The organism is Burkholderia sp. Ap-955 (assembly GCF_011753045.1).
In the GTDB taxonomy this organism is placed as follows: Bacteria; Pseudomonadota; Gammaproteobacteria; order Burkholderiales; family Burkholderiaceae; genus Burkholderia; species Burkholderia lata_D.
This window is the reverse complement of record NZ_VWWH01000043.1, coordinates 45,601-57,741: the sequence shown is the minus strand read 5'-3', so window position 1 is coordinate 57,741 and position 12,141 is coordinate 45,601. Positions and strand designations below refer to the sequence as shown.

The 12,141-nt window shown below is 68.2% G+C and carries 11 protein-coding genes; 8 read left to right on the top strand and 3 right to left on the bottom strand.

Annotated features, from left to right (window positions below; translation table 11 throughout):
• Positions 1–2: 2 nt before the first annotated feature.
• From F3J15_RS22025 to F3J15_RS22010, 4 genes are all read left to right on the top strand, one after another.
• Positions 3–1,610: a phospholipase D family protein gene (locus F3J15_RS22025; RefSeq protein WP_166893985.1), complete on the top strand. Its 1,608-nt coding sequence runs from the start codon at positions 3–5 to the stop codon at positions 1,608–1,610.
• 199 nt (positions 1,611–1,809) lie between these two features.
• The gene (locus F3J15_RS22020) at positions 1,810–2,583 is read left to right on the top strand and encodes a class II aldolase/adducin family protein (RefSeq protein ID WP_166893983.1); all 774 of its coding nucleotides are present in this window, start codon (positions 1,810–1,812) and stop codon (positions 2,581–2,583) included.
• Between the two features lie 367 nt (positions 2,584–2,950).
• Positions 2,951–3,385, top strand: coding sequence for a CHRD domain-containing protein (locus F3J15_RS22015; protein WP_069248846.1), 435 nt, complete (start codon positions 2,951–2,953; stop codon positions 3,383–3,385).
• An 89-nt stretch (positions 3,386–3,474) separates the two neighbouring features.
• Positions 3,475–4,437 (top strand): alpha/beta hydrolase, encoded by a 963-nt coding sequence (locus tag F3J15_RS22010; protein ID WP_166893981.1) that lies wholly within the window; start codon positions 3,475–3,477, stop codon positions 4,435–4,437.
• On the opposite strand, the gene F3J15_RS22005 is transcribed toward F3J15_RS22010, so the two are convergent.
• Positions 4,407–5,249, bottom strand: coding sequence for an EcsC family protein (locus F3J15_RS22005; RefSeq protein WP_089446396.1), 843 nt, complete (start codon positions 5,247–5,249; stop codon positions 4,407–4,409). The two genes, F3J15_RS22010 and F3J15_RS22005, sit on opposite strands and share 31 nt — an antisense overlap.
• 108 nt (positions 5,250–5,357) lie before the next feature.
• On the opposite strand from F3J15_RS22005, the gene F3J15_RS22000 reads away from it, so the two are divergent.
• Together F3J15_RS22000 and F3J15_RS21995 are read left to right on the top strand one after the other, a co-directional pair.
• Positions 5,358–6,953 carry an MDR family MFS transporter gene (locus F3J15_RS22000; RefSeq protein WP_166893978.1) on the top strand — a complete coding sequence of 532 codons (1,596 nt, stop codon included), beginning with the start codon at positions 5,358–5,360 and terminating at the stop codon, positions 6,951–6,953.
• Positions 6,954–6,979: 26 nt separating this feature from the next.
• Positions 6,980–7,426, top strand: coding sequence for a MarR family transcriptional regulator (locus F3J15_RS21995; RefSeq protein ID WP_069248842.1), 447 nt, complete (start codon positions 6,980–6,982; stop codon positions 7,424–7,426).
• Between the two features lie 69 nt (positions 7,427–7,495).
• Here the strand turns inward: F3J15_RS21995 and F3J15_RS21990 are convergent, their stop codons facing one another.
• A complete protein-coding gene (locus tag F3J15_RS21990; protein WP_021161332.1) occupies positions 7,496–8,077 on the bottom strand; it encodes a DJ-1/PfpI family protein in 582 nt (193 codons plus the stop codon).
• A gap of 166 nt (positions 8,078–8,243) precedes the next feature.
• Positions 8,244–9,524, bottom strand: coding sequence for an amino acid deaminase (locus tag F3J15_RS21985; RefSeq protein ID WP_089446393.1), 1,281 nt, complete (start codon positions 9,522–9,524; stop codon positions 8,244–8,246).
• Positions 9,525–9,657: 133 nt separating this feature from the next.
• On the opposite strand from F3J15_RS21985, the gene F3J15_RS21980 reads away from it, so the two are divergent.
• Complete coding sequence (locus F3J15_RS21980) at positions 9,658–10,596, top strand: MurR/RpiR family transcriptional regulator (RefSeq protein WP_089484571.1); 939 nt, start codon at positions 9,658–9,660, stop codon at positions 10,594–10,596.
• Positions 10,597–10,598: 2 nt separating this feature from the next.
• Complete coding sequence (locus F3J15_RS21975; RefSeq protein WP_166893976.1) at positions 10,599–12,080, top strand: D-aminoacylase; 1,482 nt, start codon at positions 10,599–10,601, stop codon at positions 12,078–12,080.
• Positions 12,081–12,141: the final 61 nt, after the last annotated feature.

The following is a 12,141-nucleotide window of genomic DNA, read 5'->3' as shown; positions in this document are numbered from 1 at the left end:
TGATCCGGCGCGCACCGGCCGCGCTGTCGTGGCGCGCCGCATGCCGCCAGGCCCGCGCGCTGGTCGTCTGCGCGCTGCTGCCGCTCGCCGCGTGCGCGACGCATCCGCCCGCCACCTCGCTCGATCGCCCCGTCTCCCACGCGTTGTCGGCCGATACCGCGACACCGTTGCGCGATGCGCTAGCCGCGCCGGAAGCCGCGCATCCGGGGCAGTCGGGCTTCCGGCTGCTGGCCGATGGCGCCACCGCGCTGCAGATGCGCATCGCGCTCGCGCGGGCGGCGACGAAGACGCTCGACATGCAGTACTACATCGCGACCGAGGACACGACCGGCAAGCTGCTGCTCGCCGCGGCGCTGTACGCGGCCGATCGCGGCGTGCGCGTGCGGATGCTGGTCGACGACCTGAACTTCCACGATATCGACCGCGTGATGGCCGCGCTCAACACGCACCAGAACATCGAGATCCGCGTGTTCAACCCGTTCGGCGCATCGCAGCGCGGCATGGTCGAGCGCACGGCCAACTTCTTCACGCGGATCGACAGCTTCACGCGCCGGATGCACAACAAGGCGATGATCGCGGACAACCAGCTCGCGATCGTCGGCGGCCGTAATCTCGGCGACGAATACTTCAGTGCGAGCCCGACGCTGCAGTTCCGCGATCTCGACGTGCTGGCGGCCGGCCCCGTGACGACCGACATCTCGAAGAGCTTCGACGACTACTGGGCGAGCGCGAGCAGCTATCCGTTGCGCGTGCTGAATCAGCAGACGTTCGATCCGAAGGATCTCGACACGATGCGCGACGAGCTGCGCGATCACTGGCGCAAGAACGCCGATCCGTACAACGCGAAGCCGCTGAACGCGACGCCGCTCGCCCGGCAGATCGCGCGCGACGAACTCGAGCTCGTATGGGCGCCGGCCGAATTCAAGGTCGATGCGCCGACCAAGATCGCGCGGCCGACAGACACGTACGTGAGCCCGCCGATGCAGCGCCTGGCCGAGCTGATGCGCGGCGCACAGAAGGAATTCCTCGCGTTTTCGCCGTACTTCGTGCCGCACGACGCCGGCGTGAAGATCCTCGGGGATACGGCCGCGCGCGGCGTGCGCGTCGCGATCGTGACGAACTCGCTCGCGGCTACCGACGCGGTCGCGGTGCAGGCCGGCTATGCGCCGTATCGCGTGCCGTTGCTGCAGCGCGGCGTCGAGCTGTACGAATTCAAGTCGCAGCCGGACCAGCAGCCCGCGCGGCTGTTCGGTTCGCGCTCGCGCGCGAGCCTGCATGCGAAGGCGTACGTGATCGACCGGCAAATCCTCGTGATCGGCTCGCTGAACCTCGACCCGCGCTCCGCGCACCTGAACACCGAACTCGCGCTCGTGATCCACAGCCCGGTGCTCGCGCAGCAGGCCGCGGCGATCTTCGCGCGCGTGACGCAGCCGGACGAAAGCTACCGCGTCGCGCTCGCGAAGCGGACCGACGGCAGCCCGCCCGCGCTCGAATGGACGGGCACCGAAGGCGGTCAGGCCGCCACCTATCACGTCGACCCGCATGCGGGGCTGCTGCGTAACGTGATGACGGGCATCTTCACGCTGCTGCCGGTCGACGACCAGTTGTAAGGGCGGCAACGGCTCCGGCAAAACCCGCGTTACCGGTGCGCGGGGAAAGGTGATAAGGTTGTGCGCGCAACGATATATGAATCGTGAAGGGCGCCGCCGGGCCGCTCGCACAATGCGGGTCGGTACGGCGCCGGCAGACGATGGACGATGCGCACCGCCGCTCGCCGTGGCCGCGCGCCGTCGCAACCGGAGTTCCCCCATGCAACGTGTACCGAACCAGCCGTTCACGCGTCCCGCCCGTTTCTCCGAAGCCGAATGGCAGGCGCGCGTGCAGCTCGCGGCCGCCTACCGCATCTTCGATCACCTCGGCTGGACCGAGCTGATCTACAACCATATCTCGCTGCGCGTGCCGGGCGAGGACGGTCATTTCCTGATCAACCCGTTCGGGCTCCATTACCGCGAGGTGTGCGCGTCGAACCTCGTGAAGATCGACATCGACGGCAACGTGATCGGTCATTCCGACTGGCCGATCAACCCGGCCGGCTTCACGTTTCACAGTGCGATCCATGCGGCGCTGCCCGATGCGCACTGCGTGATGCACGTGCATACGACGCCGACGATGGCCGTGTGCTGTTCGCGCGACGGGCTGTCGTTCTCCAATTTCTATTCGGCGCAGCTGTACGGGAAGGTCGCGTATCACGACTTCGAGGGCATCACCGTGCATCTCGAAGAGGGGCGGCGCATCGTCGAGAGCGCCGGCGGGCGGCCCGTGCTGCTGCTGCGCAACCATGGGCCCGTGACGATCGGCGCGACGCTTGCGCAGACGTTCTCGCTGATGTGGCTGCTCAATCGTGCATGTGAGGTGCAGGTCGCCACGCATGCGATCGGCGACGCGCTGCCGATCGCGCCGCCGGTGCTCGAAGGGTGCGTGCGCGATTCGCTGAATTTCGATCCGAAGCATGGCGCGGGGCAGGACGCGTTCGACGCGCTGCAGCGGATCGTCGATCGCATCGATCCGGGCTATCGCGCGTGACGTGAAGCGGGGCTGTCGCTTCGTCATGCCTGATACGGCATGAACTGGATCCGACGGCGGCGTGCGCAAAAAAAACGCGGCCGGGCGGCCGCGTGAATACTCGCAGACTCCTTCGGACGAAGGAAACAAGCAACTGTGAGACGAAGTGTAGCGAAAGGCCGCGTGCCGATTCAGTCATCCGGCTGCAAAGGTCCATTCCAGGTTGATGCAGACTGATGCGTCGTGCGCCGCGCGAGCGGGCCGGCCGGGCGCGGTGCGGCGATTCGCTGCATGGCCGTTCGGTGGACTCCCGGACCGGCGGCGATCGACTACCATCCTATCTGGCGCCCCCGCTCGGGCGGCGTACAACGTCGTACAAGGAGAGTCCATGCTCAAGCTGCGTTTGCTCCAGGTCGCGTTACTCGCGGGCGTGCTGGCCGCCGGCAGCGCCGCCGCCGAAACGGTGCGCCTGTCCGCCAATCTCCAGCCGTCGAGTGAAGTGCCACCCACGGCGACCAAGGGCTCTGGCGACGTCGAGGCCACCTACGACACGGCCACGCACATGCTGCAGTGGAAGGTCTCTTACGAACACCTCACGGGGCCGGCCACCGCCGCGCACTTCCACGGGCCGGCGCCGGTCGGCCAGAACGCGGGCGTGCAGGTGCCGATTCCCAAGGAGGAACTGGCGAGCCCGATCAAGGGCTCGAAGGAACTCACCGACGCGCAGGTCACCGACCTGATGGGCGGCAAGTGGTACTTCAACGTCCATACGAAGGAGCACCCGGCCGGCGAGATCCGCGGCCAGGTGATGCCGGCGAACTGAGCGCGGGCGTTTGATCTAGAGGCACCTGTCGAGCGGTGCGGGAGCGATCGCACGTACCATCGTCACACTGTGATTACGGAGTGCGTCCGATGAGTTGGCAAAGCAAGTTCGCCTGCTGGCTGCTGCGCTGGCAGTTCCGGCCCGAGACCACGCGCGAGGTGCTCGATCCCGCCCGCGCACGGCGCTTTACCGACTTGCGGATGGTCGTGCCGCGCCGTGCGCCGTCGGGCTACCGGCTGCGCCAGTGCTATGGCCCGGGCGACGCGCCGCTGCGCGGCGAGTGGCTCGAACGCACCGACTCGGTTGCGGGCCGCGGGCCTGGCCGCACGCTGCTGTACTTCCACGGCGGCGGCTACTACTTCTGTTCGACGAAGACCCACCGTCCGCTCGTCTTCGGCCTGACGAAGCGTGCGGGCGTGCGCTCGTTCTCGCTCGACTACCGGCTGGCGCCCGAGAACCGCTTCCCGGCCGCGCTCGACGATGCGCTGGCCGCGTACCGGCAACTGCTGGCGCTCGGTACGCCGCCCGAGTCGATCGTGCTCGGCGGCGATTCGGCAGGCGGCGGCCTCGCGCTTGCGACGCTCGTCGCGCTGCGCGATCGCGGCGAGCCGCTGCCGGCCGGCGCGATCCTGTTTTCGCCGTGGACCGACCTGGCCGCCACCGGCGCGACCCTGCGCACGAACGACGGCGCCGATCCGATGTTCGCGGGCGCGGCGCTGCCGAAGGCCGCGAAGCTGTACCTGGGTGACGAGCCGGGCACGAATCCGTACGCATCGCCGCTCTATGCGGATTTCGCGGGCCTGCCGCCGCTGTATATCCAGGTCGGCAGCACCGAGGTGCTGCTCGACGATTCGCGCCGCGTCGCCGAAAAGGCAAAGGCGGCCGGGGTCGCGGTGGAGATCGAGGTGTGGCCGGACATGCCGCACGTGTGGCAGCTGTACGCGCCGATGGTGCCGGAAGCACGTGACGCGCTCGACCGCGCGGCCGCGTTCCTGCGCCGCGTCGCGGTCGAACGCGCGGTTCAGCGGGCCGGCGAGGCGTCGATCGCCTGATAGGCGGCCTTGACGGCCACCGAGCCGTACTTGCGCTCGAGCCGGCGCACGGTGAAGTGGCCGTGCGCCATCTGCTGGAAGTGGTCGATGAACAGCGTATTGACGGTCGCGCCGAGCACGGCGCCGATCGCCGGAATCGACTTCGCGGCCATCTGCTCGGTCACCTGCACCGAGAAGCGCGACGCCACCGTCTGCACGAGCTTGAACACGGCCGCCGAGCTGTGCGCGGCGATGCCCTTCGTCGTGATGTCCGACGAGGCCTTCGAGATCGCCTGCGCGAGCGCGCCGCGCAGCACGAAATAGCCGAGATCGGCGTCCTCTTCCTGCTTGTCCGGGTTGCCGCCCATGCCGAGCACGGCCAGGCATTGCAGCTGCGTATCGACCGAGCCCAGGTCTTCACCCTCGCTGCGCGCGATGTCGCACACCGAGCGGAAGATCAGCGTCGTCGTCACCGGCAGCTCGACCGGCAGTGCGAGAAAGCCGAACGCACCGCCCGCTGCACCGGTCGTCGCAACCGCGAGCTTGTGCAGCAGGTTGCTCGGCTTGTCGGGTTCGGCGTCCGGCCCGGGCGGCTTGCCGAGCGTGCGCAGCGCGATGTTCAGGCACTTGCGCAGCGCGAGCTGCGTCGCGTCGTTGATCTTGCCGGTCGCGAAATCCGGCAGCCGGGCGATCATTTTCTCGACCGGCGCGCCGAGCATGCCCGTCAGCTTCATCGTCAGCGACGGGCTTTCCAGCACCTGCTTCGCGCGCCACAGCGCGTCCCGATCCTCTTGAGACAGCGGGGTCGCGGGGGTGATTGAAATCGGTTCCATCTTTCTCCTTGGCGGTCTGGTTCGGTTTGACCGTCGCCAGCCTAGATTACTCCGGCGTGCTAGAATTTTGAGATTGTTTGACTCGTCAAAAGTTGCGCCAACAAAAAAATGGCCGTCCATACTGCCGCCCACCATTCGAGCGGGCAAGTCCTGCCGTTCCGTGAATCGCTGCTGGCGATGATCGGGATCTCATTTGTCACCATGCTGGTCGCGCTCGACCAGACCGTCGTCGGCACCGCGTTGCCGACCATCGTCGCCGAGCTTCGTGGTTTCGACCTGTACGCGTGGGTCGCAACCTCGTACCTGCTCAGTTCCGTGATCACGGTGCCGATCTTCGGCCGGCTCGGCGACTATTACGGCCGCAAGCCGTTCGTCATCGCGTCGATCGTCGTGTTCACCGGCGCGTCCGTGCTGTGCGGGATGGCGAACGACATGCTGATGCTCGTGCTCGCGCGCGGGCTGCAGGGGATCGGCGGCGGGATGCTGGTCGGCACCGCGTTCGCGTGCATTCCCGACCTGTTCCCCGATTCCGTCGTGCGCCTGCGCTGGCAGGTGCTGATGAGCTCCGCGTTCGGCATCGCGAACGCGGTCGGCCCGTCGCTCGGCGGCGTGCTGACCCAGTCGTTCGGCTGGCGTTCGGTGTTCTACGTGAACCTACCGGTCGGCCTGCTGTCGCTGCTGTTCGTGTGGCGCTACCTGCCGCACCTGCGCCACGTCGAGCACGATCGCAAGATGCGGCTCGACTGGCCGGGCGCGCTGCTGATCGCGCTGTCGCTCGGCGCGCTGCAGCTGTTCGTCGAATGGCTGCCGAAGTACGGCGTCGCGAGCTGGGCATCGCTGCTGCTCGTCGTCGCGGTCGCGGCCGGTGTCGGCCTGTGGCGCTGGGAGAAGCGTTGCGCGCAGCCGATCTTGCCGTTCGACATGTTCGGCAACCGCGCGCTGTCGGCGCTCTTCGTGCTGGCGATCCTTGCCGGCTTCTCGATGTTCTCGCTGCTGTTCTACGCGCCGCTGCTGTTCCAGGGCGGGTTCGGGATGTCGCCGAAGGAGGCGGGGCTCGTGATCACGCCGCTCGTCGTGTTCATCACGATCGGCAGCATCATGAACGGCCGGGTCGTCACGCGCATCCGCAACCCGAACGCGATGCTGCACGTCGGCTTCGTGCTGTTCGCGATCACCTGCGCGGGCATCGTCGTGTCGACCCACACGACGCCGAAGTGGCTGTTGATGGCGCTGATGGTCGCGGGCGGCATCGGGCTCGGCTTCGTACTGCCGAACCTCACCGTCTTCGCGCAGCAGACGGCCGGCCGCGAGCATCTCGGCATCGCGACGGCGCTGCTGCAGTCGCTGCGGATGGTCGGCGGGATGGTCGGCACCGCGCTCACCGGCACACTCGTCAACCAGATGTATTCGAGCGGCGTACGCAATGCGCTGTCGGCGGACCATGCGATGCAGTGGCATGCGCAGCTCGCCGATCCGCAGATCCTGATCGATCGCGCCGCGCAGGGTGGTCTCGTCGCGGAGCTGACGCGCGCCGGGCATAATGGCGCGCTGCTGCTGGAAGCGGCCCGCGAATCGCTCGTCGGCGCGATTCACCTGGGCGTCGCGATGGCGGCGGTCGTCGCCGTGGTGTCGGTGTGGCAGTGCCGCCGCGTGCCGCCGATCGCGCTGCGGCACAAGATCGAACCGCATGTCGCGGCCGACTGAACGATTGAACGAGTAGAACTGAGCGCATGGAAGAACAGGACCGCGTCGCGATCTTGCAGCAATTCGGACGCACGTATCGCGCGTTCATGACCGCGTTCGAGGCGCAGGTCGGGCAGCCGATGCCGCGCTGGCGCATCATGGTCGCGTTGCACACGATGGGCGGGCATGCGTCGCAGAAGAAGCTCGTCGAAGTGCTGCGCGTCGATCCGGGCGCGCTCACGCGCCAGTTGAAGTCGCTCGACGCGCTCGGCTGGATCCAGCGTGAATCCGACGCACGCGACAATCGCGTGACCAACGTGACGCTGACGGACGACGGCCGCGCCGCATTCGACGCATGCCTGCCGCGCCGCAAGGCGTTTCTGGATCAGACGATGGCGCAACTGCCGGACGACGTGCTGAATGCACTGTCGGCCGCGCTGGCGATGCTGGAGTCGCGGATCGCGGACGTCGGCTCGACGCCGGCCGCGCGCTGAAGCGCAGGGCAGGGCGGCGCGAACTCGCCGCCGGCCCGGCCCTTCATCTCATCTCAATTCACTTCAGGTTCAAAGCTCGATGCGCGTGCCCAGCAGCGCGAGGAACTGCGCGAGCCAGGCCGGATGCGCGGGCCACGCGGGTGCGGTGACGAACGGCGCGTCGGTCACGGCCGCGTCGACCGGGATGTCCGCGTATTCACCGCCCGCGAGCTTCACCTCGGGCGCGCACGCCGGGTAAGCCGAGATGCGCTTGCCGCGGATCACGTCGGCGGCCGCGAGCAGTTGCGCCGCGTGGCAGATCGCCGCGATCGGCTTGCCGGCTTCGGCGAACTCGCGCACGAGCGAGATCACCTTCGGATCGAGTCGCAGGTATTCGGGCGCACGGCCGCCCGCGATCGCGAGCGCGTCGTAGCGCGATGCGTCGACGTCGTCGAACGCCGCGTTCAGCGTGAACTGGTGGCCGGGCTTCTCGGTGTAGGTCTGATCGCCCTCGAAATCATGGATCGCAGTCTTGATCTTGTCGCCCGCGCGCTTGCCCGGGCAGACTGCATCGACGTGGTGGCCCACGGCCTGCAGCGCCTGGAACGGCACCATCGTTTCGTAGTCTTCGGCGAAATCGCCGGTCAGGAACAGGATCTTCTTCGCGGCCATGGCTTTCTCCAGTGGAGCTGCGTTGAGGGCCCGCGCGACAGGCAAGTGCAACGCCCGCCTGGGGCCCAGAGGACGAAAGCGCAGTGTACTCCGGCCGCTTGAAGCGCGCGTGACGGCCGCCCCGCGCGAGCGGCGGGGCGGTTGTGCACGATGTGCGCGACGGGCGTCAGAAGAAGGTTTCGACGACTTCCGTCACGTTGAACTGCGGATCGAGCACGAGCACCTGGCGCCACTTGTCGAACGTCAGGCACGGGTGCGAGATGTCGAATGCGACCATGTCACCCACTTTCACGTCCGCGCCCGGCGGGATCTGCAGGTACGCGTGCTGGTCCATCATCCCGGTGACGGCCCAGCCTTCGGCGGCGGCGACGTCGCGCGGCGCGGTGTCGCGGCCCGGGCGGAAGTGGCGCGCCGGCTCGGGCAGCCCCGCGTCGAACGCCGCGTCGCGCTTGCCGAGCGCGACGATCGCGCGATCCGCCTCCGGCACCGACTGCACGTAGGCCCACAGCTGCAGCGCGGGCAGCAGTCCTTCGCCCATCGTGCGTGCGATCGGGTTGCGCGCGAACACGTCGGTCTGCGCCTTCTTGTAGATGCCGACATCGTGCGTCAGGTAGCAGCCCGGACGCAGCACGACTTCCGCGAAGCCGGCGTTCGACGCCTTCGCGAATTCCTCCGCGACCACGTCGTACCACGCCGAACCGGCACCGGACAGGATCGCCGGCGTACGCGCGAAGCGGCCTGCTTCGGCCAGCTCGCGCGTGAGCGCGACCGCTTCCTGCAGGAACGTGCGGATCTCGCCTTCCTCCTTCAGCACGCCTTCGTAGAGTTCGATACCGGCCAGCTTCAGCGTGTCCGGATAGCGCGCGATCGCGGCGAGCACGGCCTCGCGCTGTGCGGCGTCGCGCACGCCCGCGCGGCCGCCCGGCACGCCGAGTTCGAGCAGCACGTTCAGCGGCTTCTTCAGTGCGCCGAAGAAGCGGCCGAGCTGGTCGACGCTTTCCGCCGAATCGACGAGGCAGAAGAATTCGAAATCGGGATCGGACAGCAGCCCGGCGATGATCGTCATGTTCTGGCGGCCGACCAGCTGGTTCGCGAGCAGCACGCGCCGCACGCCGCCGTGATACGCGGCCTGCGTCTGGTGCGCGGTCGCGAGCGTGATGCCCCACGCGCCGGCGTCGAGCTGGCGGCGGAACAGTTGCGGCGCCATCGTCGTCTTGCCGTGCGGCGCAAACTTGACGCCGTACTTCTGCACGAATGCCTGCATCCAGTTCAGGTTGTGTTCGATGCGGTCCTCGTAAAGCACGGCGGCCGGCAGGCTGACGTCTTCCGCCAGCAGGTTCCACTCGAGGCGGCCTGCGTCGCCGAGCGGCACGCTCGCGCTCGGCAGATTGCCGAGGCCCTTGCCGAACGGATCAATCGTCGCTTCCTGATAGTTTGTAACTTTCATGTCATCCCGCTCCATCATCACTATGCATTGCACTGAAGTTGACACGCCGATGGTACAGAAAGTAGCATCGGCGCGGTGATGTTATTTAGTAACATCGAGCTTCGCACCCTCGAGCTTTGCCCCCTTTTTGCAGATGAATACGCCCGCCACCCCGTCCGCCCCGCTCGCAGCCGAGCTTCATCCGGCGCAGGCCGTTCAGCCGGTGCTCGACATCGTCGCGCGGATCGCCGAATGTGCGCCCGAGCTGCGCGAAGCCGAGCGCAAGGTCGCCGCGTTCATCCTCGCCGACCTGGCGCGCGCCGCGCATGCCAGCATCGGCGCGCTTGCACGCGACGCGGAGGTCAGCGTCGCGACGGTCACGCGTTTCGCGAAGGCCGTCGGCTGCCGCGACGTGCGCGAGCTGAAGGTGCTCGTCGCGCAGGCGGCGGCCGTCGGCCAGCGCTTTCTGGTGCCGTCCGACGACGCGCCGGCCGACGACACGAGCCCCGCGTCGATGGTCTACGACGAGATCCGCGTCGCGCTCGCACACAACCATCAGTTGCTGCGCAATACGTCGTTCGAGGCAGCCGCCGACCTGCTCGCCGCCGCGAAGATGACCTACGTGTACGGGCAGGGCGGCGGCTCGACCGCGCTCGCCGACGAGCTGCGCTTCCGGCTCGTGCGCTTCGGCCGGCCGGTCGCGAGCTACCAGGACAGCGTGCTGCAGCGGATGGTGGCCGCCACGCTGTCGCGCGACACCGTCGTCGTCGCGCTGTCGGTGAGCGGGCGCGTGCCCGAGCTGCTCGAGAGCTGCCGGCTCGCGAAGCGCTACGGTGCGAAGCTGATCGCGATCACCGCGCCGGCGTCGCCGCTCGCGAAGCTGGCCGACCACCTGATTCCGGTCGTCGCGTTCGAAACCGATTTCATTTACAAGCCGTCGACATCGCGCTACGCGATGATGATGGCGATCGACGTGCTCGTTACCGGCGTCGCATTGCGGCTCGGCGATGCGGGCCGAGAATCGCTGCGTCGCATCAAACACGCGCTCGATGCGCACCGCGGCGGCGGAGACCGTCAACCGGTAGGAGACTGACCATGCATTCGCACCCCGAAGCCGCCGATACGCTGATCGTCGGCGCGCAGCTGTACGACGGCACCGGCGCGCCGCCCGTCACGCGCGACGTCGCGATCCGCAACGGCATGATCGCGGCGATCGGCAACCTGTCGAACTGGCTTGCCGAGAACGTCATCGATGCGAACGGCCGCGCGCTCGCGCCGGGCTTCGTCGACGTGCACACGCACGACGACACACACGTGATCCGCGCACCGGAGATGATCCCGAAGATCTCGCAGGGCGTGACGACCGTGATCGTCGGCAACTGCGGGATCAGCGCGTCGCCGGTGACGCTCGCGGGCGATCCGCCCGATCCGATGAACCTGCTCGGCGAGCGCGGTGCGTTCCAGTACCCGACCTTCGCCGACTACGTCGCGGCCGTGAACGGTGCGCGTCCGGCCGTGAACGTCGCGGCGCTCGTCGGCCACACGGCGCTGCGCAACAACCAGATGGACCGCCTCGACCGCGCGGCGACCGACGGCGAGATTGCCGGCATGCGCGCGCAGCTCGAGGAGGCGCTCGCGAACGGCGCGCTCGGCCTGTCGTCGGGCCTCGCGTACGGCTCCGCGTTCGCGGCGCCGACCGAGGAGGTGATGGCGCTCGCCGAACCGCTCGCAAATGCGGGCGCGCTGTACACGACGCACATGCGCACCGAGTTCGACGCGATCCTCGATGCGATGGAAGAGGCGTACCAGGTCGGCCGCCACGCACGCGTGCCGGTCGTGATCTCGCACCTGAAGTGCGCGGGTCCGTCGAACTGGGGGCGCAGCACCGAAGTGCTCGCGTCGCTCGAAGGCGCGCGCCGCTACCAGCCGGTCGGCTGCGACTGCTATCCGTACAGCCGCAGCTCGTCGACGCTCGACCTGAAGCAGGTGACGGGCGACATCGACATCACGATCACGTGGTCCGAGCCGCACCCGGAAGTGGCGGGCAAGCTGCTGAAGGCGATCGCGGCCGAGTGGGGCGTGACCGAGCAGGAGGCCGCGCAGCGCATCCGCCCGGCGGGCGCCGTGTACCACAACATGTCCGAGGACGACGTGCGCCGGATCCTGTCGCATCCCGCGACGATGGTCGGCTCCGACGGCCTGCCGAACGATCCGCTGCCGCACCCGCGGCTGTGGGGCGCGTTCCCGCGCGTGCTCGGCCACTACGTGCGCGACACGAACCTGCTGCCGCTCGAAGAGGCGATCCGCAAGATGACGTCGCTGTCCGCGCGCCGCTACGGGATCGCACGGCGCGGCGAGGTGCACGTGGGCTACCACGCGGATCTCGTGTTGTTCGATCCGGCGAGCGTGATCGACGCCGCGACGTTCGAGAAGCCGCAGCAGCCCGCGCACGGGATCGACGCCGTGTGGGTGAACGGCGTGCTCACTTATGAAAACGGCCAGCCGACCGGCGAGCGCGCCGGCGGCTTCGTCGCGCGCGGCGAGCGCGTGCCGGCGAGTGCCGACGCCGCGTTCTGAACGCGGTGATTGTCCGATCTGCCGCGCGCGCCATCGTTGGTGCGCGCATCCGTAACCGAAA

Bases quoted from the DNA above. Each gene is read 5' to 3' on its own strand.
- F3J15_RS22020 (WP_166893983.1), top strand. From the start codon at position 1,810: ATGCAACGTGTACCGAACCAGCCGTTCACGCGTCCCGCCCGTTTCTCC.
- F3J15_RS22015 (WP_069248846.1), top strand. From the start codon at position 2,951: ATGCTCAAGCTGCGTTTGCTCCAGGTCGCGTTACTCGCGGGCGTGCTG.
- F3J15_RS22010 (WP_166893981.1), top strand. From the start codon at position 3,475: ATGAGTTGGCAAAGCAAGTTCGCCTGCTGGCTGCTGCGCTGGCAGTTC.
- F3J15_RS22005 (WP_089446396.1), bottom strand. From the start codon at position 5,249: ATGGAACCGATTTCAATCACCCCCGCGACCCCGCTGTCTCAAGAGGAT.
- F3J15_RS22000 (WP_166893978.1), top strand. From the start codon at position 5,358: ATGGCCGTCCATACTGCCGCCCACCATTCGAGCGGGCAAGTCCTGCCG.
- F3J15_RS21995 (WP_069248842.1), top strand. From the start codon at position 6,980: ATGGAAGAACAGGACCGCGTCGCGATCTTGCAGCAATTCGGACGCACG.
- F3J15_RS21990 (WP_021161332.1), bottom strand. From the start codon at position 8,077: ATGGCCGCGAAGAAGATCCTGTTCCTGACCGGCGATTTCGCCGAAGAC.
- F3J15_RS21985 (WP_089446393.1), bottom strand. From the start codon at position 9,524: ATGAAAGTTACAAACTATCAGGAAGCGACGATTGATCCGTTCGGCAAG.
- F3J15_RS21980 (WP_089484571.1), top strand. From the start codon at position 9,658: ATGAATACGCCCGCCACCCCGTCCGCCCCGCTCGCAGCCGAGCTTCAT.
- F3J15_RS21975 (WP_166893976.1), top strand. From the start codon at position 10,599: ATGCATTCGCACCCCGAAGCCGCCGATACGCTGATCGTCGGCGCGCAG.